The sequence below is a fragment of the Rhodococcus sp. 077-4 genome (assembly GCF_047782425.1).
Lineage (GTDB): Bacteria > Actinomycetota > Actinomycetes > Mycobacteriales > Mycobacteriaceae > Rhodococcoides.
Genome location: NZ_JAJPWC010000001.1, coordinates 463,723 through 489,548, shown reverse-complemented (window position 1 = coordinate 489,548; position 25,826 = coordinate 463,723). Strand labels below are relative to the sequence as shown.

Genomic DNA, 25,826 nt, shown 5'->3' with positions numbered 1-25,826 from the left:
ACGAGTGGCGTCACCCTATGATGCTGCGAGGCAACCATGTCTGCCGCGCCGCGGCTTTCGAGCGTGCGGGGTGCAGGTCCGATCGCGAAGAAGGAGGTGAATCGTCGTGCAGGGATTGATTCTGCAACTGACCAGGGCGGGCTTTCTGCTCCTGCTGTGGTTCTTCGTCTGGGCGGTTCTTCGCACCCTCCGCAGTGACATCTACGCAGCTGCGGGCATGCGAGTGCCCGCCCGCTACTCCGGTGGCTCGAAGGTTCTTCCGTCTTTCAACAAGCAGAAGGTGGCCAAGTACCTCGTGGTGACCCAGGGCGGTCTCGCCGGAACGCGCATCTCGCTCGGTACGCAGCCCGTCCTCATCGGGCGCGCAGACGACTCGACTCTCGTTCTGACAGACGATTATTCGTCGACTCGCCACGCACGCATCTCGCCGCGCGGCGGTGATTGGTACGTCGAAGACCTCGGCTCGACCAACGGCACCTATCTCGACCGCGCCAAGGTGACCACTGCTGTTCGCGTCCCACTGGGAACCCCTGTCCGCGTCGGCAAGACCGTGATCGAGTTGCGCCCGTGACCCTCGTCCTTCGCTATGCCGCCCGCAGTGATCGCGGCCTGGTTCGTTCCAACAACGAGGACTCGGTGTACGCCGGGGCTCGTCTGCTGGCGCTGGCCGACGGCATGGGCGGTCACGCCGCCGGTGAAGTGGCCTCGCAGTTGATGATCGCCGCGTTGGCTCACCTCGACGACGACGAGCCCGGCGAGGACCTGCTGGGCAAGCTCGAGGCAGCCACCCGCGAAGGCAACGCATCCATCGCCGATCAGGTCGAGGACGAACCCGAGCTCGACGGCATGGGAACCACGTTGACCGCAATCCTGTTCGCGGGCAAGCGAATCGGACTGGTTCACATCGGCGACTCGCGCGCCTACATGCTGCGCGACGGTTCGCTGACGCAGATCACCCGCGACGACACGTTCGTTCAGTCTCTCGTCGACGAGGGCCGTATCACCGCCGAGCAGGCGCACACACACCCGCAGCGCTCTCTGATCATGCGGGCCCTCACCGGCAACGAGATCGAGCCGACTCTCACCGTTCGGGAAGTACGTGCGGGCGACCGTTATCTGCTGTGCTCCGACGGCCTCTCCGACGTCGTCAGCGACGAGACCATCGAGAACACCCTGAACGAGGGCGAGACCGGCCCGTGCGCCGACCGCCTCATCGAACTCGCCCTGCGCAGCGGCGGCCCCGACAACGTGACGGTCGTCGTCGCCGACGTGATCGACCTCGACTACGGACAGAGCCACCCCATCCTCGGCGGTGCCGCCAGCACCGAGGACGAAGAGGACGCCCCGCCACCCAATACGGCAGCTGGACGCGCCGCGGCCATGCGTCCACCACGTACGACGCCGAAGCGCGTGACCACCCCCGTGGTGGCTCCGGAGAAGAAGTCGCACAAACTGCGTTGGTCTCTGATCGCCCTGACGCTCGTCGTACTGGCGGGAATCGGTGTGCTCGTTGCCAATTCGATCATCAAGGGCAACTACTACGTCGGCGCGGACAACAGCAAGGTCACCGTGTTCCGCGGCCTACCCGGCTCGGTTCTCGGCTACTCGCTGCAGAGCGTCGAACTGACCGGCTGCCTCGCCGACGACGGAGCCGTCACACTGACCTCCCCCGATGCCGCACCGGCCGACTGCAATCCGTTCGAGATCGACGATCTGCTGCCCGCCGCACGCGAACAGGTCACGGCCGGACTGCCGTCGGGATCGCTGAACGATGCGCGCGGTCAGGTGGAGCGCTTGGCCTCCGGTGACCTGATGCAGGTCTGCGAGACCGAGCCCGTGGTCACGACGACGGTCGAGCCCGCGCCGACGACGATCATCCCGCCGCCCGGTGTGCCGTTGCCTCCGGCCGCCCCCGAGGCTGCCCCGACCACCACCGCGGTTCCGACACCGACGGTTCCGCAGATTCCCGGCCAGAACTGCAGGACCGGTACTCGATGAGTTCCAATGCGTCCGCGGGAGGGTCCTTCCCGAGTCCGCCCGGGGGGTTCGCTCCCGCACCGATTCAATCGAACCGACGTGGCGTCGAACTGCTTCTGCTCGGTGCCGCCGTTCTGATCACCACGATCTCACTGGTGCTGGTCGAAGCCAGTCAGGAACAGACCATCACCTGGGATCTCGCGAAGTACGCGGTCGCGTACCTCGCGCTGATGACGGTGGCGCACCTGGCCGTACGACGTTTCGCCCCGTACGCGGATCCACTGTTGCTGCCGATCGTGGCGCTGCTCAACGGTCTCGGTCTGGTGCTCATTCACCGACTCGACCTGGCCGACGAGCAGCAAGCCCAGTACCTCGGCAATCCCATTCCGTCACCGGATGCCAACCAGCAGGTGCTGTGGACGACGCTGGCCATTGCCGGCTTCGTCGCGCTGCTGGTGCTGCTGCGCGACTACCGCACGCTCGCCCGCTACGGCTACACCGTCGGACTTGCAGGCCTGGTGCTGCTGGCCATACCGGCGATGCTGCCGTCGGCATTCTCCGAGGTCAACGGATCGAAGATCTGGATTCGGCTGCCCGGCTTCAGTATTCAGCCCGGGGAGTTCGCGAAGATTCTGCTGCTCATCTTCTTCGCGTCGCTGCTGGTCGCCAAACGCGAACTGTTCACCGTGGCCGGCAAGCACTTTCTCGGCATGGACTTTCCGCGAGCACGCGATCTCGGTCCCATCCTGGTCGTCTGGATCGTCTCCGTCGGTGTGCTGGTGTTCGAGAAGGACCTCGGCACGTCGCTGCTGATCTTCGGGACCGTGCTGGTGATGATCTACATCGCCACCGAGCGCGTCGGCTGGCTCATCATCGGATTCGGGCTGCTACTCGTCGGGTTCCTGTTCGCCTATCAGGTGTTCGGCCACGTCAAGATCCGTACCGACACCTGGTTGCACCCGTTCGACGACTACAACGACACCGGCTATCAGATCGTCCAGTCGATGTTCAGCTTCGCCACGGGCGGGTTGGCAGGCACCGGGCTCGGTAGTGGTCGACCGTCCCAGGTTCCGTTCGCCAAGACCGACTTCATCATCGCGACCGTCGGAGAAGAGCTCGGCCTCATCGGCCTGACCGCGGTTCTGATCCTGTACTTGCTGTTCATCGTTCGCGGCATGCGCACGGCACTCGCCGTACGGGACAGCTTCGGCAAACTGCTCGCCGCCGGTTTGTCGTTCACCATCGCGATCCAGCTGTTCGTCGTCGTCGGCGGCGTCACCAAACTCATTCCGCTCACCGGCCTCACCACGCCGTACCTGTCCTACGGAGGATCTTCGCTTCTCGCCAACTACTTGTTGCTCGCACTGCTGATCAAGATCTCCGACGCAGCCCGTGAGCCGGCAACGCCCAAGAAGAAGCCCACCCCCGCAGCACCCATCGCGGAAGCGCCGACCGAAATGGTGAAGCGCGCATGAACACTCCTCTGCGCCGCGTGACCATCGCCGTGATGGTCATGGTGGTGGCCCTGCTCGCCAATGCCACCTACCTCCAGGTCATCAAGGCCGACGATCTGCGTACGGACCCCAGGAACTCACGAGTCCTGCTCGACGAGTACTCCCGTCAGCGGGGCCAGATCTCGGCCGGCGGCCAAGTACTCGCGTCCTCCGTGGCGACCGACGACCGCTACAAGTACTTGCGCACCTACCCCCAGAACTCGATCTCCCCGGCGAGCCCGCAAGCCAACGCACCGATCACCGGGTACTACTCGATGCTGTACTCGAGCAACGGTCTCGAACGCGCCGAGGATCCTGTGCTCAACGGATCCGACGACCGGCTCTTCGGCGGACGGTTGTTCGACCTCATCTCCGGCCGAGATCCCCGCGGCGGCAACGTCGTCACCACCATCGACCCCGTCGTGCAGCAGGTCGCCTACGACCAGCTCACCGCGAAGGGTTACACCGGTTCGGTGGTGGCACTCGACCCCGCCACCGGCAACATCCTCGCGATGGCCAGCACGCCGAGCTACGACCCGAACCTGCTGGCCAGCCACGACGGCAGCGCCACCACGGCGGCCTGGGAGAACCTGAGCAACGATCCCGAGAAGCCGATGGTGAACCGGGCGATTTCGCAGACCTACCCACCCGGATCCACGTTCAAGGTGATCACCACCGCGGCCGCGCTCGAAGCGGGCGCGACACCGGACGATCAACTCACGGCCGCGTCGAACATCACGTTGCCGGGAACCTCGACGACCCTCGAGAACTACAACGGCTCGACATGCGGTGGCGGCCAGACGGCAACGCTCCGTGAAGCTTTCGCACGCTCGTGCAACACGGCCTTCGTCGAACTCGGTATCGACACCGGGGCCGACAAGATGCGCGACACAGCGTCGAAGTTCGGCATCGGCGAGGACACCACTATTCCGCTCACCGTTGCCGACAGCACCGTCGGCACCATCGACGACGATGCCGCGCTCGGCCAGTCCAGCATCGGCCAGCGCGATGTTGCTCTCACCCCGCTGCAGGACGCCGTGATCGCGGCGACCGTCGCCAACGGTGGCGTGCGGATGGCCCCGAACCTGGTGCAGCAGTTGCAGTCTCCCGATCTGTCGGACCTGTCCAGCTACCAACCGAAGGCCATGGGCGAGGCCATCAGCTCCAGTACGGCGGCTACGTTGACCGATCTCATGATCGGGTCGGAGAACAACACCAGCGGCGAGGGCAAGATCCCCGGAGTGCAGATCGCATCGAAAACCGGTACCGCAGAACACGGATCCGACCCACGGAACACTCCGCCGCACGCCTGGTACATCGGATTCGCACCCGCGAAAGATCCCAAGGTCGCCATCGCCGTCATCGTCGAGGACGGCGGTGACCGCGCGTTGGCCGCGACCGGTGGATCCGTGGCAGCGCCCATCGGGCGGGCCGTCATCGCAGCCGCATTGCAGGGGAGGTGAGTGCAGTGCCACTGAGCAACGGAGCTGTCATCGCGCAGCGCTACCGACTTCTGCGCCTCATCGCCACCGGCGGTATGGGGCAGGTGTGGGAGGCAATGGACAACCGCCTCGATCGCCGCGTAGCGGTCAAGGTACTCAAGGCCGAGTTCTCCGAGGACCCGGAGTTCTTGCAGCGCTTCAGGTTCGAGGCACGCACCACCGCGCAACTGAACTACCCCGGAATCGCCGGAGTGTACGACTACGGCGAAACCCGCGACGGCGCAGGCGAATCACTGGCCTACCTGGTGATGGAACTGGTCAACGGTGAGCCTCTCAACGCCGTCCTGGGTCGCATGTCTCGACTGCCGCTCGGCCATGCCCTCGACATGCTCGAGCAGACCGGCCGTTCCCTGCAGATCGCGCATACCGCAGGCGTCGTGCACCGCGACGTCAAGCCGGGCAACATCCTGATCACCCCCACCGGGCAGGTCAAGATCACCGACTTCGGCATCGCCAAGGCCGTCGACGCATCCCCGGTCACCAAGACCGGAATGGTGATGGGCACCGCGCAGTACATCGCGCCCGAGCAGGCACTCGGCGAGGAGGCCACCTCGGCCTCCGACGTCTACTCGCTCGGAGTCGTCGGATACGAAGTACTCGCAGGGACAAGACCTTTCGTGGGCGACGGCGCCTTGACCGTGGCCATGAAGCACGTCCGCGAAATGCCGGCACCCATGCCACTCGACCTGCCCCCTGCCGTCCGTGAACTCATCGAGATCACCATGGTCAAGGACCCGGCCGCGCGTTACGCCAACGGCGGCGAGTTCGCCGACGCCGTCGCCGCAGTCCGTGCAGGTCGCCGACCGCCCGCTCCTGGTAACTCACGCGGCACAGGCACCGGCAGGGTCATGATGCCCGGTGTCGTGCCCAGCCCGCAGCCGCCGTCGAGCACGCAGATGATGCCGACGTCCCAGCGCGAGTACCGCGGACCTGCCACCGGAACGGCCGCGGCAGCCGTGTCCGAACCCACCGGAATGTCGGCGGGGCAGAAAGCTCTCGCCTGGGGTGGTGCCGGGCTGCTGTTGTTGGCCATCCTCATCGGCGGCTACGTGCTGTTGACCGGGGGCCGAGACGACACGCCGACACCGTTCGTGACGCCGACGACCACCACGGCACCGACCACCACCACGACAACCACGACAAAGCCGACGACCACCGAAGAAACCACCACCGAAGAAACCACGACCACGACGACCACGACGACGACCTCGCAGGAGCCGACGACCACCGAAGAGACCACGACGACCTCGGCGCAGCCCACGCAGACGACGACGACGAGACGGCCGCTGATCGAGATCCCATTCCCGCAAGAGCCACAAGGACAACGATGACGACTCCCCGTACGCTCTCCGCGCGCTACGAGTTGGGCGAGATACTCGGCTTCGGCGGTATGTCCGAGGTTCATCTCGCACGTGACACTCGGTTGGACCGCGACGTCGCCATCAAGGTCCTGCGTGCCGATCTCGCGCGCGACCCCACGTTCTACCTGCGGTTTCGACGTGAGGCTCAGAACGCGGCTGCACTGAACCACCCCGCGATCGTCGCCGTCTACGACACCGGTGAAGCCGAGACCGAAGCCGGTCCGCTCCCGTTCATCGTCATGGAATACGTCGACGGCGATACCCTGCGGGACATCGTGCGCGGCGAAGGACCCATGGCACCGCGTCGGGCCATGGAGGTCATCGCCGACGTCTGTGCGGCACTCGATTTCAGCCACCGCAACGGCATCGTGCACCGCGACGTCAAGCCCGCGAACATCATGATCAACAATGCGGGCGCGGTGAAGGTGATGGACTTCGGCATCGCTCGCGCCATCGCCGATTCGTCGTCGCCGATGACCCAGACCGCGGCCGTCATCGGAACCGCTCAGTACCTCTCACCCGAACAGGCCCGCGGCGAACAGGTCGACGCTCGCTCGGACGTCTATTCGCTCGGCTGTGTGCTGTTCGAGATCCTCACCGGCGAGCCTCCGTTCAAGGGAGATTCGCCGGTCGCCGTCGCCTACCAGCACGTGCGCGAGGACCCTCAGCTGCCGTCACTGGTCAACGACTCGGTGCCACGCGAACTCGACTCGATCATCCTCAAGGCGATGGCCAAGAACCCCGCCAACCGGTACCAGAGTGCCGCCGAGATGCGTACCGATCTCGTTCGGGTCCTCGGTGGCCAACGGCCGAGCGCGCCGATGGTGATGAACGACGAGGACCGCACCACGATCCTCGGCTCGGTCGACTCCCGTCAGGCCGATTTCTCCGGCAAGGACAAGCCTGCTGCTCCCGCGGCGGCACCTCGCGCGTCGCGCCATACGGAGGACTACGACGAGCCGAAGAGCCGTCGTGGCCTCAAGATCGCGCTCATCTCCGCGGCCGCGCTCGTCGTCGTCGCGATCGTCGGTGCGTTCCTGTGGTCGCTCGGCCCCGGAGCGGACCCCAAGACCGTCACCGTGCCCACGGTCGCCGGACTGTCCGCGGACGAGGCTCAGAGCCAGCTCGAGAACGTCGGTCTTCGCGTGCGTCCCCAGGAGAAGCCGGACGCGTCGGTTCCGGAAGGAGCTGCCATCGGCACCACCCCGGCCGCCGGATCGCAGACCGAAACGCCCGGCGATATCCAGCTCGACGTGTCCTCGGGACCGCAGCAGGTCCAGGTTCCGCGTTTGACCGGACTCACCCAGCAGCAGGCCTCCGATGCCTTGAACCAGGTGGGCCTCGAACTCGATGCCACCGTCGCTCGCGCTCCGTCGACACCCGAGAATCTCGACAAGGTCGTCGAGCAGAATCCGTCGTCGGGCGTCAGCATGAACGCGAACTCGCAGGTCCGCATCACGCTCGGTTCCGGGCCGGCGCAGGTACGGATGCCCAACGTCGTCGGCCAGCTGGTCGAGGTGGCGCAACCGAACGTCGAGGGTGCCGGACTGCGCGTGCAGGTCCAGAACATCGACTCCAGTTCGCCTGTGGGACAAGTAGTCTCGACCGACCCCGCCGGGGGCACCACCGTCGCCGAGAACACGGTCGTGACGCTTCGGGTCTCGAACGGAGACAAGATCCCGATGCCGGACCTGTCCGGCCTCACCGAGGCTCAGGCCTTGACCGCCCTGCAATCGGCGGGGTGGACCGGAACGGTGGCGAACCTCTCGACGTCGAGTCAGTCGACGCTGGACCCGCTGATGGTGGGTCGAGTCGTCAACCAGACACAGCCGGCCGGCTCGGAGATCAGCAAGAGCGACACCATCACCGTCAGCATCGGGGCGTTGGGAATCCCCAGCCGGTAGGTGCCGGCCTCACGGGGTCCAGCGAGAAGGTCAGGCGAAAGCTTCGGCGACCTGAGCTTCGAGCTTGGCGACGAGACCCGGATCGGTCGGCATACCGCAGACGGTGAGCCAGTTGGCCAGCATGCGATGTCCGCCCTCGGTGAGGATGGACTCCGGGTGGAACTGGACGCCATGTATCGGCAATTCGGTGTGCCTCATCGCCATTACGAGGCCGGATTCGGTACGCCCGATGATCTCGAGTTCCGCCGGGATGGTCTCCTCGCGGACGGTCAGCGAGTGGTACCGGGTGGCGGTGAAGGGTTCGTTCATCCCCTCCAGAACGCCTACGCCCGAGTGGTGCACCAGGCTCGTCTTACCGTGCAACAGTTCCGGGGCCTTCTCCACGGTGGCACCGAAGGCAGCGCCGATCGCCTGATGACCGAGACAGACCCCGAGCAGGGGCGTCTTCGTCCGAGCGCTCGCCGAGACCAGATCCATCGTGGCACCGGCACGCTGCGGAGTGCCCGGTCCCGGGCTGAGCAGGATGCCGTCGAACTGCGCCGCAACCCCATCGCGATCGGTGAGACGCTCGTCGTCGTTGCGCCACACCTCGACATCGGCATTCAACTGGCCCAGGTACTGGACGAGGTTGAAGACGAAGCTGTCGTAGTTGTCGACGACGAGAATACGCATGCGGACAGCGTACTCAGCGAGGCTGCGCAAACCGCATGCGCACCGTTTCGGTGTACGCGGGCACCAAAAGGTTTTGGTAGGCCGTCACGTCGTAACGCAGGCCGTACCGGAGTGCGTACTGCTCGTACAGGCGCACGCCCGGCTCGTTCTTCAGCGCCGCGCGCAGCCGATCCGCATCACCGATCGCCGTCATCACGTAGGGCGGGCTGTACGTCCGGCCGCCGAGAAGAAGGGTGTTCCCGATGCAGCGCGGAGCCGACGAGGCCACCAGCCGCTGATCCTGCATGGCAATCGCCGACGCGCCACCGGCCCACAACGCGTTGAGCACGCTCTGAACATCGACCTGATGAACCACCAGATCGTCCACGGACGCGTCGGACGCATACGAGCCGTCGGGTCCGCGGGGGGCGTCGGCCATCGTGACGGTCAGTCCCGCACCCGTTGCGGCCTCGCGTCCCGCCGCGTCGGCCAGAGAATCGACGCGCGCCAACGCGTCGGCGACGGTGGTGTCCCCTGTCGCGGCACGCTGTTGAAGGGATTCGACCTGCTGCTCCAGAGTGTCTCTGTTTCGCTGGGCGTCGTCGGTGCTGCGTTGGGCGGCGTCGACCAAATCGGCGAGTCGAGTGGTGTCCCCGCCACGTAACTCGGTGCCGTCCGAAACATGCCTGGTGGTTCCGAGCAGCAGACCGACGGCAGCACACACCGCGACCACGAGCACCCACCAGCGGGTGTCGGCGGAGGCGGTCGAACGTCGTGTCACAAGTGCTCGCAATTTGTCCGGTGGGTCGGTGCTGGGATCACCTGCGTTAGCGTGTACAACAGCCGGGTCGATGACCGTCACGGTCCTCCAGGCGACAATAGCCCGGGGATGCGCGGCTCCACAGGTTCCACCGTCAGTTGTCCACAGGCCCGGCCGCAATGCCACAGCCGTCACGAACGCAAAGAGGAAGCCATGCCGAAGTCGAAGGTACGGAAGAAGAACGACTACACGATCAACCCGGCGAACCGTACGCCGGTCAAGGTCAACGCCGGGCCCTCGCCGGTCTGGTACGTGGTGCTGATGCTGGGATTCATGCTGGTCGGGCTGCTATGGCTGATCGTCTACTACCTGGCTTCCGAGGACATCGCCTTCATCGGCAACCTCGGCGCCTACAACTTCCTGATCGGCTTCGGATTCATGGTCGTCGGACTCGTCATGACCATGCGATGGCGCTGACAGCCGTCCGAGTTACATCGATGTCATTCATCCCCAATGTGGATAACCCCTGTGGATAACTTTTCGAACAATCCACAGGGTGTGTACGAACAGCACTGGGCGACGCCCGTCGTCGCCATCGGAGCGCTGGTCGCAGGCGGATTTGCCCTCGGAATCGGAGCCGCGCTGTCATCCACCGACGCTGCCGGAACATTCCTCGTCGGACTCGCAGCCGTCGGAATGTGGACAATCGCGGCACTCGCAGCCGTGCAGCGCCCCCGCCTCGCCATCACCCGCGACGGATCGATGGTGATCAAACGACTCAGCGGCATCCGCACCTACTCGCGCGCCGACATCGTGCGCGCGCACATCGTGCGCTACCCGCGATTCGGCCGACGCGTCCCGATGCTCGAACTCGACATCCGCCCACCCGGTGAAGACGACGACCGACTGATCATCTTCGGCAGATGGGACCTCGGCACCGACCCTCAGGACGTATTCGACGCCCTCGACATCCACGGTCTGGTGCCCCCGAACACCTGACCGGCCGCGCCCCACGGGTACTCAATGTGACATTTGGTGGCCTTTGTGGGGGTCAATGGCACATCGAGTGGACTACTAGAGGCCCATTCGGGCGCGCAGGTCCAGTACGCGGAGTGCAATGATTCCCAGGGTTACGAGAGCAACGGCGATCACCGAGAGCCAGGCCATGGACAGTCCGGCGATGGCTCGTGATTCTCCGGTGCCGCGGCTTCGGTTGGGGAGGAACACCAGACCAGCGGTGGCGGCGGCTCCGGCGACGAGTCCGCCCATGTGACCCCACAGCGAGATGCTGGGGATCGAGATACTGATGAAGATGTTCAGTGCGATGACGATCAGAACCGGTGCCGGGCTTCGCTTGAGCCTGAGCAGGATGACGGCCTGGGCACCCAGTAGACCGAAGACGGCACCGGAGGCGCCGGCGGTGAGAGACAGCGGGTTCTCGAACAGCATCACCGAGGCGCTACCGCCGAGCAACGACAAGAAGTAGACGGCGAGGTACCGGCTGCGGCCCAGGACCAGTTCGACATCGCGGCCGATGAGATAGAGCGCGAACATGTTGACCAGCAGGTGAATCGGTCCGATGTGAACGAATCCGTTACCGATCAGGCGAAATACGTCTCCGTCGGAGACCAGCAGACTGTTCAGGGACCACGCCCTGGCCAGCGAGGAACCGTTGAAGTTGCTGATGACATCGCCGGACTGAGCCGCGGTGACGCCGAAGACCACGACATTGATCGCGATCAAGGCATAGGTCAACGGGGTTTTGGCCGATCGCGTCATCGGCGCCCCGGCGATGGTCTGGGCAGTGCGAACGTTCTTGTTGCCCTCGCGCACGCAATCGACGCAGTGCTGGCCGACGGCGGCGGGTTGCAGACACTGCGGGCAGGCAGGCCGGCCGCATCGCGAACAGCCCAGTCCGGTGGGGCGATCGGGATGTCGGACGCACACCGACTGGGGTGGGTTGGGCTGGTCGCCGTACGCGCCACCCCAGCCGGGGGTCGTCATCTCTTCTTCGAATCCTTCGGGTAGATCAGGCGATCGTGATGTTGTTGATGACGACCTCGTCCACCGGGCGATCTCCGCGACCGACGGGCGTGCTCGAAATCGCGTCGACGACCTTCTTCGAGGCCTCGTCGGTCACCTCACCGAAGATGGAGTGCTTGCGGTTGAGGTGCGGGGTCTTGCCGGTGGTGATGAAGAACTGCGAGCCGTTGGTTCCGGGGCCGGCGTTCGCCATGGCCAGCAGGTACGGGCGATCGAAGGAAAGCTCCGGGTGGAACTCGTCCTCGAACTTGTAGCCGGGTCCACCCGAACCGGTGCCGGTGGGGTCGCCGCCCTGGATCATGAAGCCGTCGATGACGCGGTGGAAGACTGCGCCGTCGTAGAACGGTCCGGTCTTGGCACCCGACGCGTTCTGCGTCGTGTACTCCTTGGATCCGTCCGCGAGACCGACGAAGTTCGCGACGGTCTTGGGGGCGTGATTGCCGAACAGTTCGATGACGATATCGCCGCGGTTGGTGTGCAGCGTGGCCGTTTGGGTCTTGTTTGGTGAAGTCACGCCCACCATCGTGCCATCTCGGGTGACCGGGCAGTTCACAACGGTGCTTCGGGGCGGGTGTGTCCGGGGAGGGTTCAGCAGGGGCCCGTTGTGGAACAGTGAGGGTATGACGAGCACAACGAAGCCCGATCGGGTTCGGTCGACCACCGGCACCGCAGCGTCCGCGCTGCTCGGTGCCGCATCCGCTGCGAGCAAGGGGCCGGCCGGAGTCGGCCTGCTGTTGGCCAAGCGGGGGTACGGCCTTGCACGCAAGCAAGCTGCTCAGCGACGGGCAGTGACAGCAGAACGAATAGCCGAGGCGAACCGCACTCGAGCGGTGGTGCCCATCGAATCGGGATCGCGGAACACCCGCAAATTCCTGGTGCTCGGTGCTGCGGCTGCCGTCGTTGCGGGTGTGGTGTTCTTCCTCGGTCGTCGCCGCAACGAAGTACCGCCGCCCGCCGATGTTCCGCCGAGTCTGGCCGACTACGACGAAACGTCGTCATAGATACAGAATTTTCTGCAGCAGATCGAACAGGCCCGGCCTGGTTGTGGTTCCGGCATCCGAGCTGCGGTCGGCAACCACCAGCGCCGTGTTGTATCCGCTGGTGGATCCCTCGGTCAGATAGTCGCTGTGCCCGATCGACTCCGATCGGCCATCGGATCCATCGGCCGAGAGCTGCCTGATTCCGTCCAGCGCGACCGGATCGCGGCCGAACGCACCGAAGTCGGCGACCAGATCATCGCCGGCCTCGGCAGCGAACACATGTCCGACGGGAACCTGAAGATCCGCGAGGGTGTGCGTACCGAGGCCCGGTGATCCGAGCGCCACGAACTCGTCGACGCCGGTGTCGTCACGCAATGCCGATGCCGCGGTGAGCGAACCGTACGAGTGGGCAAGCACCGACAGATGCGGATCGCTCGCACGAGCGGCGTCGAGTCCGTCCAGGAACGGAACGAGCCGTTCTGCTCCCGCCCTGGCCGCCGACCCGGATGCGACGGTCCGATCGGGGTCGAGCAAGCTCCAACCGAGCTGAGGGGCCTGGTAGTCCATCCATGTCACCACTGCCGCACCCTGTGATGTTTTCTGCGGCAGAAGTTGCTGCACAGCTGATTTCAAGTTCTCCATGTCGCCGTCGTAGCGGAGCATGTTTCCGTGCACGGTCGAACCGAGCCCCGGTACGAAAACGGCCACTTGGGTTGCCGTATCGACGTCACCCACCGCAATGGCTGCCGTCGTCTCCTCGTACGAGGAATTGTCGAGTACCAGAAGCTGCCGAGCCCCCAGCGCCAGCGTTGCGTCGATCGCATCGAGTGATGCCAGTCGCTTACGAGTCTGCTCGAGTCCGGCATCGGCGTCACTGAAGATGCCACCGAAGACGTTGTCGTCCAACTCTTTCTGCAGTTCGGCTTCGACGGCACGCAATCGAATACGTTCGGCGGCCAGTACCCGTCGGTTCGCGCTGTCGCGCACCCGACCCGGCAGACCGTCCGCATTGCCGATCAGAGCGGGCTGTTCGACGAGCAACCGGGTGCGTGCGGCGGGTGAGAGCGCGCTCCAGAAGGCGGCATTGGCCGCCGGCGACGCATCGTGCGGTACCGAGGCCGCAACCGCCGTGGCGACTGATTCGGCCGAGGTTCGCTCGGCGAGGCGTCGAGCAAGGGCGTCGTCGAAGTCCGTGGCAGTGCGCACCAGTTGCACGATGCGCTCGGCCAACTCCTCACGGCGCCGCCGTCGCTCTCGCATTACCGACCAAAGATCCTCGAGCGCAACCGAGTACGACGCCGCGGCATCGGTCACCGAACCGTCGGATCCAACGACGAATCGCTCGTCCGTGGCCGATTGCTGCACCGCCTGCAACGCTGCGACCAGACCTGCCATGTCGATCGAGGCGTCCGCGGTGCACGTCGCGATACGGAGCAACTCGGCTCCGACGTCTTCCAGATCGGACCGGATGCGTTCCATCGCTTCCCGTGCCGCATCGGCCGCGGCACCGTCCCACCCCTCAGGTGCAACGTCGTCCATGACGGAACCGTGCACGACAGCCAACTCGCGCCACCGCCGCATCAGATCCTCGGACGCGGCAACCAGCACTCGGCTGTCCCATGATCTGAATTCGTCGAGAGTGACCATTGCGTATCCCCCGCAGCATCGTCGTATCCGACGAGTCAACGCGAGAAATCCACCGAGCGAAAAAGTCTATCCCCAGCCTGTGGATGAAATCTGGGGATCAATGGCGTGTATACGTGTTACTGCGCAATTCTGCGAATCGGGCCGCTGAAACCGGCATCGGCGTCGGACGGCCGACCCGCCCTCGGCGGCCTGCTCCGCTTCGCCCGGTACAGATCGGCGTCGGCTGCCCGGTAGATCTCACCCCAGCGAACGCCCGCGGGCATACATGCCAGGCCCACGCTCCATTCGGCGCGATGAGCACGGCGCAGTCGCTCGATGATCTGCCACGCCTCCTTCTCGAGTACTCCCGGCATGAACAACACGAACTCGTCCCCACCGAGACGACCGAGAACATCCCTCTTGGTCAGCTGTCCCTTCCAGGCCTTCGACACCCGAGTCAGAAGGACGTCACCGGCGATATGGCCGTACTCGTCGTTGATCTCCTTGAAGTTGTCGAGATCGAGTACAGCCAGGCTCACCGACAGTCCACGAGCAGCGCACGCCGGCAGCATCTTCTCGATCTTGGACTCGAACCCGAAGCGATTGAGCAGACCGGTCAGCGCATCGTGCGTCGCGGAATAGCGCATTCGGCGTGCGAAGACACCGAACACCTCGGTGGCACCGACGATGCCGAGGGCCACGAGGATGTAACTGATGAACGGCGTTCCGTACGGCGCGATCGCAGCTCCGATGACCGCTGAAACAGCAAGCACCGCAACCCAAATGCCTGCGCTACGTTCGGACCAGAACGCCCCGATGTGCATACCGAGAAACATGGCCGCCTGAACGCAGATGAGGAACGCAGGCATGGTGTCGCTGCTCCCCAAGGCACACGCGAGTGCCACCACCGACAACGCGGTCGCGAATCCGACAGCCTGTTTGGGGCTCGGCACACCGGCCCTCGCCAGCACGACGATCGCCAGCGGACCCAGGACCAATGCCAACGCAGCCAAAACTTGCCGAACGCCGGACAGGTCCGACCACGATGCAATCGCGCTTGCCGCGTACAGAACCGTGGTGACCGACGCGAACACCGCGAGCATGCGGCCGGACTCGTCGAACCTCGGCCTGCTCACCAGTCGATTCCAGCCGCGCAGAGCCATGAATTCGCCGCCTCGAGGCAGCGTTCGCCGACCGAAACCCCACCACTCACCCGATACCCCCCAGGCACCATCGGCCCTCCCCACGCACTACGGTCATCGACTCACATGACCCAACGATGCCCGGACTCTAACACCTCAGGGCGACGACCACGACTCTGGAGAGGGAAGGTGCAGCAGGTCAGGACGCCTTCTCGGCGCGTGCAGCCTCTCTGGCGAGCAACCGATCACGAGACTCCTCGAACTTGCTCGCCTTGGCCGCCAAGTCGTCCACGAACGCGGCCAATCGATCGCGATCCCGCTCGCCCTCACCGGTGAAATCGTTGCGCTCGAAAATATTCCACTTCCGCAGGACCGGCATCAGCACCTCGTCCAGATGCTGGCGAAGATCGTAGATCCCATGCTTGGCCAGAATCATCGCGTTCTTCCGGAAGTTCGGCATGTTCAGGCCTGGCATCTGGAAATCGGTCGCCACATCTGCGATGGCGCGCACCATCTGATCGGGCACCAGATCCAGCGACGCCTCGCCGAGATTTCGATAGAAGATCATGTGCAGGTTCTCGTCCGCAGCCACACGGGCCAACATCCGATCCGCGACCGGATCGCCGCACGCCAACCCCGTATTGCGATGCGACACCCGCGTCGCCAACTCCTGAAACGTCACGTACGCCACGGAATGCAGAAAGTTGGCGCCGTCCATCGGCGCATCGATACCGACCGTCATGTGGTGCATCCGAGCCCGCTCCAACTCCACGGGGTCGACGGCCCGCGTCACCACCAGATAGTCGCGCATCACGATCCCGTGGCGATTCTCTTCCGCAGTCCAGCGCCCCACCCATGTACCCCAGGCACCGTCCAACGAGAAGTTGTCTGCCAAACCCCGGTGGTACGACGGCAGATTGTCCTCGGTAAGCAAATTCGTGATCATCGCTGTACGAGCCAATTCCGACAGCGACGACTGTTCGAGCGACCAATCCTCCCCGCCCATCGCCGCGAAGTTCCGCCCCAGATCCCACGGAACGTAATCATGCGGATGCCATTCCTTCGCCATCGACAAGTGGCGGTTCAAATTGGCTTCCAGCGTGCCGTCGAGCTCGGTCAACAGCTCTTCATGATCGAGAACACGCGTCATCTGCGGGGCTCCTTCGAGATTCGAGGTGCCCGAATCGCCAACCGATTCGAGACTGTGGCGAAGACCGCCCACCGAGATCGAACGACGGCACACCCCCCTGCGGTGCGCCGTCGCGATCATTCACATCGATCCGAGGACCGACGTCACTGCACACCGCACACGTTATGGACCGAGACATGATTGCGAAACAGAACGCTCGAGGGTCTGGATATGTGGGCGCCGACACACAGACTCTCTTGGGTTCGTTCACAACCGTCGCGCTGAGCGAGCCCCGGTTCCCAGGGCACTCAATGGCACATCGAGTGGACTTTTCGGGGGTCAATGGCACATCGAGTGGACTTACGGTGCCGGGGTGAGGGGACGGAGAAACAAAAAAGGACGCCCACCGAAGTGGACGTCCTTTTCTTTGTGGAGCCTAGGAGATTCGAACTCCTGACATCTGCCTTGCAAAGGCAGCGCTCTACCAACTGAGCTAAGGCCCCGGGTGTTGCTGGTAATCGTAGACGAACCTTACACGTCCACTCCGATCGATTGTCACACGGTGGGGATGCTGTGCCAGACGCCGTCTGTGCTGCGCTGCGAGCGCACCTTCGATAGTGTCAGCACTGCGATCACCGCCGATGCGACGAGAAGAAGGATTTTCACGTCCTGCCTCTTTTCGTTCGTTCGGTGTGGGCCTAGGAGGACTTGAACCTCCGACCTCTTCCTTATCAGGGAAGCGCTCTAACCGCCTGAGCTATAGGCCCTCATCACTGCTTCGGGCCGAAGAAAACCTCTCCTCGAACCGAGGGATGAGATTACCGTATCGGGCCGCTGTCTTCCAAAACGGCCCGATACGGTGATCGATTCTGCAGGTCAGTCGCGGTCTGCGAGCGTCACTTCGACGCCGCCCACCAGGTCCGACGACAGGTTGTAGATGAAGGCACCGATGGTCGTGAGAGCGGTGAAGAGTACGACGTTGATCACACCGATCACCGCTGCGTAGCCGAACACCTGCCCGGCACTGACCAGGCCGCCGTCGCCGGACTCGTTAACGATTTCGGTGAAAGCGCTGTTGAGACGTTCCCAGACGCCCATGCCGTCGAGCACTGCGTACAGCAACCCGACGGCCACCATCCACACGAAGAACAGCGACACCGCAATCACGAGGGCGATCTTGAGCGTCGACCACGGATCGATCTTGCGGATCTGGATGGTCGCTCGCAGGGGATCGCCGTCCGCGCTGGGCACGGCGGTGATGGCCGCGGGTGCTGCGCGCTCGGACGGGGACGGCTCCGGGTGCCGCACTGCGGACAGATCCGGCATGTCTTTCGCCAGATCCTTGCGTTCGATGTGCCGGGTCGGGCCGTCGATAACCGCAGCTTTGGACCGTGCGGCTTCGCGCCGTTCGGTCTTGTTCTCGGTCGATTCGGTCTGAATCGGCTCTGCGGTCGTCCGAGCAGACCGTTCGAACTCCCCGTTCGGAGGCAACGCAGCGCCGCGTCCGGACAGGTTGGTCTGCGGCTGATTCTGCGGCTGCTGACGGTTCTCGGCACCCTGCGGTGCGGGACGCTGACCGGCGCCTCGCTGCCACGGAGGTGTTCCAGGACTGCCTTGCGGACCATCGGCCTGCTGAGCCGGCATCGCCTGAGTCGCTGCCGGACCGGCTTGGTCCTGAGCCGGTGCCGACTGGGGCGGACGGGTCGCGTCGCTGGGAACGGCCGACTCGGCAGAGCCCTCCGAAACGCGCACTGCCTCGGTTGCCGCCGGGGATTGCACCGCCGACGCCTGCGGGGCCGCTTGCCGCGCAGGTTGACCGGCCGGTGCCTGCCGCTGCGGTGGCTGTCCGTTCGGCGGCGGACCACCGTTGGGCCGGCCGGCCGGCTGCTGACCTGGTCCGGGCGGACGGCCGGGAGTCTGGGGCGATTGGGCCTGCGGAGGACCGACCGGAGCCTGTCCCGGCCGAGGTGCGGGCGGACCCTGCTCCCTCGCTCCACGAGGAGCCTGGGGTGGTGGCCCCTGCTGCGCGGGTGGTCGCTGCGGCGGCGGTCCCTGCGCCGGACGTGCCGGACCGTTCGGCGCACCCGGTGCCGGACGGACCGGAGGGCGACCGGCCTGCGGGGCCGGGCCGCGACCCGCTGCGGGCGCTGGACGAGTGGCGGGCTGCGGCCGGCTGCCCGGTCGAGCTCCCTCGGGCGGCGCGGACTGCTCGGTACGCGCGGCGTCCCGACTGTCCGGTCCACCGCTGGGGCCGGGCCTGCTGCCAGGCCGGTTGGGAGTGCTCACTTACGACTCCTTCGCTGCATCGTCTTCGGTGCCCAAAGCATCCGGTTCGATCTCGTCGGCATTGCGCGCGATCGCGAGCAGTGTGTCGCCTTCACCGAGATTCATCAACCGCACACCCTTGGTCTGTCGGCCGGCTTTCCGAACCTGCTTGGCAGCGGTCCGGATCACGCCACCACTGGACGTGATGGCGTACAGCTCGTCCTCGTCGTCGACGATGAGAGCTCCCACCAGCGTGCCACGCTTGGGGTCGTACTGGATTGTCAGCACTCCCTTTCCGCCGCGGCCCTGCTGCGGGTAGTCCTCCATCGCGGTGCGCTTGGAATAGCCACCCGACGTTGCGACCAGCAGGAACTTGTTCTCGGCCACGACGTTGAGCGAGAGCAGCTCGTCTTCGCCGTTGAAGCGCATGCCCTGTACGCCGGAGGTCGCGCGGCCCATCGGCCGCAGCACCTCGTCGGTGGCAGAGAACCGGATCGACTGACCCAGTGCAGAGACCAGCAGCAGATCGTCCTCGTTACTGCACAACACCGCGCCGACCAACTCGTCGTCGCCACGCAGGTTGACCGCGACGATGCCGCCGCTGCGGTTGGAGTCGAAATCGGTCAGACGCGACTTCTTGACCAGTCCGCCCTTGGTGGCCAGGACCAGGTAGGGAGCATCCTCGTAGGTCTTGATCTGGATGACCTGCGCGATGCGCTCGTCCGGCTGGAAGGCGAGCAGGTTCGCGACGTGCTGACCGCGGGCGGTGCGGTTCGCCTCGGGCAACTCGTACGCCTTGGCCCGGTAGACGCGACCCTTGGTGGTGAAGAACAAGATCCAATCGTGCGTGGAGCAGACGAAGAACTTGCTGACGATGTCGTCCTGCTTGAGCCCCGCTCCCATCACTCCCTTACCGCCGCGCTTCTGCGAACGGTAGAGGTCGGTCTTGGTGCGCTTGGCGTATCCGGTCTCGGTGATCGTGACGACCACGTTCTCCCGGGCGATCAGATCTTCGTCGTTGACGTCCCCGTCCGCAGCAATGATGCGGGTACGACGGTCGTCGCCGAACTTCTCGACGATCTCGGCGAGCTCGTCTCGGACGATCTGACGCTGACGCTCCGGCTTGGCCAGAATGTCCTGCAGGTCGGCGATGGTGCGTTCGAGTTCTGCCAACTCGTCGATGATCTTCTGACGTTCCAGGGCTGCGAGGCGCCGCAGCTGCATGTCCAGGATCGCCTGGGCCTGGATCTCGTCGATGTCGAGCAGGTCGATCAAGCCCTGCTTGGCCAGATCCACCGTCTGCGACGCGCGGATGAGCGCAATGACCTCGTCCAGTGCGTCGAGAGCTTTGACGAGTCCGCGCAGGATGTGCGCCCGTTCTTCCGCTCTGCGCAACCGGTATCGAGTACGACGAACGATCACGTCGAGTTGGTGAGTGACGTAGAACCGGATCATCTGATCCAGCCGCAGGGTGCGCGGAACGCCGTCGACGATGGAGAGCATGTTCGCGCCGAAACTCGTCTGCAGCTGCGAATGCTTGTAGAGGTTGTTGAGCACGACCTTCGCGACCGCGTCACGCTTGATGGTCACGACAATGCGCATACCGACACGATCGGAGGACTCGTCGTCGATCTTGGAGATGCCCGAGAGCTTGCCGTCGCGGACCTGCTCGGCGATCGAGGTGATCAGGTTGTCCGGGTTGACCTGGTAGGGCAACTCGGTGATGACGATGGTGGTACGACCGTTGGAGTCCTCTTCGATCTCGACGACGCCACGCATGCGGATCGAACCGCGACCGGTGGAGTACGCGTCCTGGATGCCCTGTCCACCGACGATCAGTCCGTGCGTCGGGAAGTCGGGACCCTTGACGCGTTCCATGCAGGCCGCGAGAGTCGCTTCTTCGTCCGCCTCGAAGTTGTCCAGGGCCCAGAACACCGCGTCGCCCAGTTCACGCAGGTTGTGCGGCGGAATGTTGGTGGCCATACCGACGGCGATGCCGTTGGAGCCGTTCATCAACAGGTTCGGCACCCGAGACGGAAGTACCGTCGGCTCTTGGGTTTTGCCGTCGTAGTTGGGGATGAAGTCGACGGTTTCCTCGTCGATGTCGCGCAGCATCTCCATCGCGAGCGGGGTCAACCGTGCCTCGGTGTATCGCATGGCTGCGGCGCCGTCGTTGCCGCGCGAACCGAAGTTGCCCTGGCCGTCGACCAACGGGTACCGCATGGACCACGGCTGGGCCAGACGCACCAGGGCGTCGTAGATCGAGGTGTCGCCGTGCGGGTGGTAGTTACCCATCGTTTCGGCAACGGGGCGTGCGGATTTGACGTAGCTGCGGTCGGGCCGGAAGCCCGAGTCGTACATCGCGTACAGCACTCGGCGGTGCACCGGCTTGAGTCCGTCACGGACCTCGGGCAGTGCGCGACCGACGATGACGCTCATCGCGTAATCGATGTAGCTGCGCTGCATTTCCTGCTGGATGTCGACCGGATCGATCCGGTCGCCGCCCTCGGCGTTGGTGGTCGAACCCGGCGGCGGTCCTGCAGGCGGGGGTCCTACCGGCGGTTCGGTGATGTCAGACATGCAAATCTCCTCGAGAAACGGTCACCCGAACGCGCCGAGAGAACTCGTCGGCGCGTTCAGGGAAGTGACTAAACGTCAAGAAAGCGAACATCTTTCGCGTTGCGCGCGATGAAGCTTCGGCGTGCGGACACGTCTTCGCCCATCAGCACGCTGAACAGCTCGTCTGCCGCAGCCGCGTCGTCGAGGGTGACCAGACGCAGAACTCGCACTGCCGGGTCCATCGTGGTTTCCCACAGCTCCTTGGCGTTCATCTCGCCGAGACCTTTGTAGCGCTGGACGCCGTCCTCGACGTTGATCTTGCGCTTGTTGGCGATGCCGGCCTCGAGCAAACCGTCGCGCTCGCGATCGGAGTAGGCGAAATCCGGTTCGCCGCGGCTCCACTTGAGCTTGTACAGCGGCGGCATGGCGAGGTAGACGTGACCGTTCTCGATCAACGGACGCATGAACCGGAACAGCAACGTCATCAGCAGCGTGGAGATGTGCTGGCCGTCGACGTCGGCGTCGGCCATCAGCACGATCTTGTGATAGCGCAGCTTGGTGATGTCGAACTCGTCGTGGATGCCGGTGCCGAACGCGGTGATGATCGACTGGACCTCGTTGTTCTTGAGGACGCGGTCGATACGGGCCTTCTCGACGTTGATGATCTTTCCGCGCAGTGGCAGGATCGCCTGGAACATCGAGTCGCGACCGGATTTGGCCGAGCCACCTGCGGAGTCGCCCTCCACGATGTAGATCTCGGACTTGCTCGGATCGTTGGAACGGCAGTCGGCGAGCTTGCCGGGCAAGCCGCCGATGTCGGTTGCGCTCTTGCGGCGCACCAACTCTCGTGCTTTCCGGGCAGCCATTCGGGCCTGCGCGGAGGAAACCGCCTTGTTGATGATGGTCTTGGCATCGGCCGGGTTCGATTCGAACCAGTGCGCCAAATGCTCGTTGCACGCCTTCTGCACGAACGACCGGATCTCGGTGTTGCCGAGCTTGGTCTTGGTCTGACCCTCGAACTGCGGCTCGCCCACTCGTACCGAGATGACTGCGGCCAGGCCCTCGCGGATGTCGTCGCCGGTGAGCTTGACGTCCTTTTCCTTCACGAGCTTCTTCTCGATCGCGTACTTGTTGACCGTCGAGGTCAGCGCAGTACGGAAACCCTCTTCGTGGGTTCCACCCTCGTGCGTGTTGATGGTGTTGGCGAACGTGTGCACCGATTCGGAGTAACCGGCGTTCCACTGCATGGCGATCTCGACCTCGTGACCCTCACCCTTGCCGGTGAAGCCGACGACCGAGTTGTGGATCGCGGTCTTGGTGCGGTTGATGTGCTTGACGAAGTCGACCAGACCGTCGGGGTAGTGGTAGGACCGCTTGCGAACCTTCGCCGGCTTGGCGTTCGCGGCGTCGGCCTGCTCTTCCTCCGCCGTCTTGGGAGCCTCGGCCGTCTCGCCGAGTTCTTCCTCGGTGGCGTCGGTCGGGGCTACCCGCTCGTCGGTGAAGTTGATGGTCATTCCCTTGTTCAGGAACGCCATTTCCTGCAGGCGACGATGCACGGTCTCGAAACTGAAATCGAGGGTTTCGAAGATTTTTCCGTCCGGCCAGAAGCGAACGGTGGTCCCGGTTTCGTCGGTATTGCCGACCGTTTCGAGCGGACCCGGCTTGGCGTAGTCGTAGGTCTGTGTGTAGCGGTGACCGTCACGCGCGATTTGCAGTTCCACCTTGGTCGACAAGGCGTTCACGACGGAGATACCGACGCCGTGCAGGCCACCGGAGACCGCGTAGGAGTCGGAGTCGAACTTGCCGCCTGCGTGCAGCTGGGTCATGACGACCTCGACGGTGGGGACACCGGAGGAGTGCATGGCGACGGGGATACCGCGGCCGTCGTCTTTGACCTCGACGCTGCCGTCCACGTGGATGGTGACGTCGACGGTGGAGGCGTAACCGGCCATGGCCTCGTCGACGGAGTTGTCGACAACCTCCCAGATCAGGTGGTGCAGGCCTCGCTCACCGGTGGAACCGATGTACATACCGGGCCTCTTACGAACTGCTTCCAGGCCCTCGAGGACCGTGATGGACGAAGCGCCGTAATCCTTGCTGTTCTCGTCGTTACCTGACTTCTGGGCAGCCACGGTTAGCTGGTTCTCCTTCTACGCGTCCACTACCCCGCTCACACCCCGACAGGGTGCTACCGCAGGGACGAGCACAGTCGAGTGGACCGCGCCCGGGTCCATGCGTTTTTTCCGGGCTTATGTCGTACCGGTCCATAGTACTGGTTGCCTGCGACAGCATGGGCACGATGACACCCCTAAAAGGCCCCTGATTGCTTCACAGGCGCATTTTCACGGTGCCGGACGGCAAATATGAAGGGTAAAACCGGCGATCCGGCTACAGATCGAGCACGATCCGTTCGCCCTCGGAGCGCGAGACACAGATCAACATCTCGTGACGCTGCTCCTCGACAGTCAACCGATTCTCTCGATGCTGCGGTGTTCCGCTGAGCACGCGAACCCGACACGTTCCGCAGAATCCCTGCTGACAGGAGTACGCCACATCGGGACGCAGCCGCCGAATGGCATGCAGCGCAGTCTCGTCCGCACCGACCGTGATGATGTCTCCCGAATCGACCAGCTGCACCTCGAACTCGGAGCCGTTCTTCACCGGCGGAGGCGAGAACCGCTCGAAATGCAGGTGCGTCGCAGGCAACGAATCGAACGAGGCACGCACGAGGTCGATCATCGGCGGCGGTCCGCACACGTAGACCGAGCCACCGGGTGCAGCAGCACCGAGCAGATCCATGCTCGACGGCATGCCGTCCACATCGTCGGTACGCACGGTCACGCGATCTGTTTCCCAGCCCGCGATCTCGTCGAGGAACGGCATCGATTCCCGCGAGCGGCCGCAGTAGACGAGGTGCCAATTCATGCCCGACTCACGGGCACGACGAACCATCGAGATGATGGCGGTGATGCCGATACCACCGGCCACGAACAGCGCGTGTTCGGACGGTACGAACGGAAAGCCGTTGCGCGGTCCGCGAATTGCGACTTTCGTACCGACGGAGAGGTCGTGCATTTCGCGTGACCCACCACCGCCGTCCGGCACCAGTCGCACTGCGATCGAGTACGTGTTCTCGTTCGCCGGACCACACAGTGAGTACTGACGACGACGGCCGGACGGGAGATAGAAGTCCAGGTGCATTCCCGGTGCCCACGCGGGTAGGGCAGACCCGTCGGCGGCAGCGAAGGTCAACTGCACCACCTGCTCGTCGGTACAGAGCACCTGGCGAGAGACCAACGTCAGTTCTCGAGTCCGCGCGACCGGAGGCGCCGCGTACGACGCGTCGTACGCGTCACCGTCGAGTAGAGCGAACCATTTGTCGAGCGCATCGGTGACCAAGGACACCGTCTGATCGGGCTCGTCCCGGCCGTACAGGTTGTTCGGTATGGTGCGTCCCGCCCGGAACGAGTCCACCATCTGTGCCATTGCGCCGAGCTTGCTCCGCAACGTGCGTTTGGTCATCGATCGGCGGACCTGGCCGCCGGTGAGGTGGCCAGATACTGGACTGCCTGCGCCGTCGACCCTTCCTGGGAGGGGTGGTACGTGCTCTTGAAGTAGCGCAACGACGCCTTCACCATCGACATCGGTGTCGGGAACAAGCCGGACTTGGCCACCCGTCGGAACTCCCGAAAAGACGGCGTGCGCTGCTTGGCCGGCAGGTGTGCCAGCGTGGGGTCCTGACTCATGAGGAACCGAACACCGCGGGTCCAGAACCACACGAGCGTGGGCGCGATGACGACGTACGTGCGGATTCGGCGTGCCGGGCGGACGTCGAAGTACCGCATCACCTCGTAGGCCACCGATCGATGTTCGACCTCCTCGGCACCGTGCCAACGCAGCAGATCCAACATGATCGGATCGACGTCGGCTTCGTCCAACTCCGACGCATTGAGGACCCAATCGCCCAGGAAGGCGGTCAAGTGCTCGGCCGCTGCGATCAAGGCAAGGCGCTCGACCAGGCTGTTCTGTCCGTGGCCCGAGCGATTACCCAGGGCGCGTCCGAACAGGAACTTCATCTGGTCGACGTACGGATCCACATCGATGCCGTGTGCCCTGAGTTGATCGTGAACATCGGTGTGTGCCTGCGCGTGCATGGCTTCCTGGCCGATGAATCCGATGACGTCGTCACGCAGTTGATCGTCGTGGATGAGCGGCAACGCTTCCTTGAACGTGCGCACGAACCACTCCTCACCCTCGGGTAGGAGCAGGTGCATCACGTTGATCAGGTGCGTCGCGAGCGGGTTGCCGTCCATGTAGTGCAGCGGCAGGGAATTCCAGTCGAAGTCGACGTTTCGGGCATGTAGCACGACTCTGTCTTCGGGGGTTCCGTCGACATCGACGGCCGATGCCTTCTTCGTTGGTGCAGACACAACT

At 64.4% G+C, this 25,826-nt stretch carries 21 protein-coding genes and 2 tRNA genes; 9 read left to right on the top strand and 14 right to left on the bottom strand.

Features of this window, described 5'->3' with window-relative positions; translation table 11 throughout:
- Positions 1 to 106 precede the first annotated feature (106 nt).
- The 6 genes from ACNEOT_RS02385 to pknB are packed head-to-tail and all read left to right on the top strand — an operon-like array spanning position 107 to position 8,237.
- Positions 107 to 571 carry an FHA domain-containing protein FhaB gene (locus tag ACNEOT_RS02385; RefSeq protein ID WP_037195344.1) on the top strand — a complete coding sequence of 155 codons (465 nt, stop codon included), beginning with the start codon at positions 107 to 109 and terminating at the stop codon, positions 569 to 571.
- Positions 568 to 1,998, top strand: a complete 1,431-nt coding sequence (locus ACNEOT_RS02380; RefSeq protein ID WP_415971811.1) for a PP2C family protein-serine/threonine phosphatase — start codon at positions 568 to 570, stop codon at positions 1,996 to 1,998. The genes ACNEOT_RS02385 and ACNEOT_RS02380 overlap by 4 nt, the downstream gene beginning before the upstream one ends.
- Positions 1,995 to 3,452 (top strand): FtsW/RodA/SpoVE family cell cycle protein, encoded by a 1,458-nt coding sequence (locus tag ACNEOT_RS02375; RefSeq protein ID WP_415971809.1) that lies wholly within the window; start codon positions 1,995 to 1,997, stop codon positions 3,450 to 3,452. The genes ACNEOT_RS02380 and ACNEOT_RS02375 overlap by 4 nt, the downstream gene beginning before the upstream one ends.
- Positions 3,449 to 4,933 (top strand): peptidoglycan D,D-transpeptidase FtsI family protein, encoded by a 1,485-nt coding sequence (locus tag ACNEOT_RS02370; RefSeq protein WP_415971808.1) that lies wholly within the window; start codon positions 3,449 to 3,451, stop codon positions 4,931 to 4,933. Before ACNEOT_RS02375 ends, ACNEOT_RS02370 begins: the two co-directional genes overlap by 4 nt.
- Before the next feature lie 5 nt (positions 4,934 to 4,938).
- Complete coding sequence (locus ACNEOT_RS02365; RefSeq protein WP_415971807.1) at positions 4,939 to 6,303, top strand: serine/threonine-protein kinase; 1,365 nt, start codon at positions 4,939 to 4,941, stop codon at positions 6,301 to 6,303.
- The gene (gene pknB / locus ACNEOT_RS02360; RefSeq protein WP_415971805.1) at positions 6,300 to 8,237 is read left to right on the top strand and encodes a Stk1 family PASTA domain-containing Ser/Thr kinase; all 1,938 of its coding nucleotides are present in this window, start codon (positions 6,300 to 6,302) and stop codon (positions 8,235 to 8,237) included. Before ACNEOT_RS02365 ends, pknB begins: the two co-directional genes overlap by 4 nt.
- Positions 8,238 to 8,267: 30 nt before the next feature.
- Here pknB and ACNEOT_RS02355 read toward each other — a convergent pair whose 3' ends face one another.
- Both ACNEOT_RS02355 and ACNEOT_RS02350 read right to left on the bottom strand, forming a co-directional pair.
- A complete protein-coding gene (locus ACNEOT_RS02355; RefSeq protein ID WP_415971804.1) occupies positions 8,268 to 8,909 on the bottom strand; it encodes an aminodeoxychorismate/anthranilate synthase component II in 642 nt (213 codons plus the stop codon).
- A gap of 13 nt (positions 8,910 to 8,922) precedes the next feature.
- Positions 8,923 to 9,669 carry a DUF881 domain-containing protein gene (locus ACNEOT_RS02350; RefSeq protein WP_415971803.1) on the bottom strand — a complete coding sequence of 249 codons (747 nt, stop codon included), beginning with the start codon at positions 9,667 to 9,669 and terminating at the stop codon, positions 8,923 to 8,925.
- 192 nt (positions 9,670 to 9,861) lie between these two features.
- Between ACNEOT_RS02350 and crgA the strand changes: the two genes are divergently transcribed.
- Complete coding sequence (gene crgA / locus ACNEOT_RS02345; RefSeq protein WP_032396997.1) at positions 9,862 to 10,125, top strand: cell division protein CrgA; 264 nt, start codon at positions 9,862 to 9,864, stop codon at positions 10,123 to 10,125.
- A 36-nt stretch (positions 10,126 to 10,161) separates the two neighbouring features.
- On the top strand, positions 10,162 to 10,647 hold the full coding sequence (locus tag ACNEOT_RS02340; RefSeq protein ID WP_415971800.1) for a PH domain-containing protein: 486 nt from the start codon (positions 10,162 to 10,164) through the stop codon (positions 10,645 to 10,647).
- A 75-nt stretch (positions 10,648 to 10,722) separates the two neighbouring features.
- Here the strand turns inward: ACNEOT_RS02340 and ACNEOT_RS02335 are convergent, their stop codons facing one another.
- Positions 10,723 to 11,652 carry a rhomboid family intramembrane serine protease gene (locus ACNEOT_RS02335; protein ID WP_415971798.1) on the bottom strand — a complete coding sequence of 310 codons (930 nt, stop codon included), beginning with the start codon at positions 11,650 to 11,652 and terminating at the stop codon, positions 10,723 to 10,725.
- A gap of 25 nt (positions 11,653 to 11,677) precedes the next feature.
- Positions 11,678 to 12,214: a peptidylprolyl isomerase gene (locus ACNEOT_RS02330; protein ID WP_415971796.1), complete on the bottom strand. Its 537-nt coding sequence runs from the start codon at positions 12,212 to 12,214 to the stop codon at positions 11,678 to 11,680.
- A gap of 97 nt (positions 12,215 to 12,311) precedes the next feature.
- On the opposite strand from ACNEOT_RS02330, the gene ACNEOT_RS02325 reads away from it, so the two are divergent.
- Positions 12,312 to 12,692, top strand: a complete 381-nt coding sequence (locus tag ACNEOT_RS02325; protein ID WP_415971795.1) for a hypothetical protein — start codon at positions 12,312 to 12,314, stop codon at positions 12,690 to 12,692.
- Here the strand turns inward: ACNEOT_RS02325 and ACNEOT_RS02320 are convergent.
- The 10 genes from ACNEOT_RS02320 to ACNEOT_RS02275 form a co-directional block, all read right to left on the bottom strand.
- A complete protein-coding gene (locus ACNEOT_RS02320) occupies positions 12,687 to 14,318 on the bottom strand; it encodes an alpha/beta hydrolase (protein WP_415971793.1) in 1,632 nt (543 codons plus the stop codon). The genes ACNEOT_RS02325 and ACNEOT_RS02320 overlap by 6 nt on opposite strands.
- A gap of 116 nt (positions 14,319 to 14,434) precedes the next feature.
- Positions 14,435 to 15,433, bottom strand: a complete 999-nt coding sequence (locus ACNEOT_RS02315) for a diguanylate cyclase (protein ID WP_415971792.1) — start codon at positions 15,431 to 15,433, stop codon at positions 14,435 to 14,437.
- Between the two features lie 205 nt (positions 15,434 to 15,638).
- A complete protein-coding gene (locus ACNEOT_RS02310; protein ID WP_415971791.1) occupies positions 15,639 to 16,589 on the bottom strand; it encodes an acyl-ACP desaturase in 951 nt (316 codons plus the stop codon).
- 409 nt (positions 16,590 to 16,998) lie between these two features.
- A tRNA-Ala gene (locus ACNEOT_RS02305) sits at positions 16,999 to 17,071 on the bottom strand.
- Positions 17,072 to 17,261: 190 nt separating this feature from the next.
- Positions 17,262 to 17,335 (bottom strand) — tRNA-Ile (locus tag ACNEOT_RS02300).
- Positions 17,336 to 17,444: 109 nt separating this feature from the next.
- Positions 17,445 to 18,854: a DUF3566 domain-containing protein gene (locus ACNEOT_RS02295; RefSeq protein WP_415971790.1), complete on the bottom strand. Its 1,410-nt coding sequence runs from the start codon at positions 18,852 to 18,854 to the stop codon at positions 17,445 to 17,447.
- On the bottom strand, positions 18,855 to 21,413 hold the full coding sequence (gyrA, locus tag ACNEOT_RS02290) for a DNA gyrase subunit A (protein ID WP_415971789.1): 2,559 nt from the start codon (positions 21,411 to 21,413) through the stop codon (positions 18,855 to 18,857). It lies immediately after the preceding gene.
- Between the two features lie 68 nt (positions 21,414 to 21,481).
- Entirely contained in the window at positions 21,482 to 23,524 is a 2,043-nt protein-coding gene (gene gyrB / locus ACNEOT_RS02285) for a DNA topoisomerase (ATP-hydrolyzing) subunit B (RefSeq protein WP_415971787.1), read from the bottom strand.
- Positions 23,525 to 23,780: 256 nt separating this feature from the next.
- Entirely contained in the window at positions 23,781 to 24,878 is a 1,098-nt protein-coding gene (locus tag ACNEOT_RS02280) for a PDR/VanB family oxidoreductase (protein WP_415973625.1), read from the bottom strand.
- Between the two features lie 32 nt (positions 24,879 to 24,910).
- A complete protein-coding gene (locus ACNEOT_RS02275) occupies positions 24,911 to 25,822 on the bottom strand; it encodes a metal-dependent hydrolase (RefSeq protein ID WP_415971785.1) in 912 nt (303 codons plus the stop codon).
- Positions 25,823 to 25,826 lie beyond the last annotated feature (4 nt).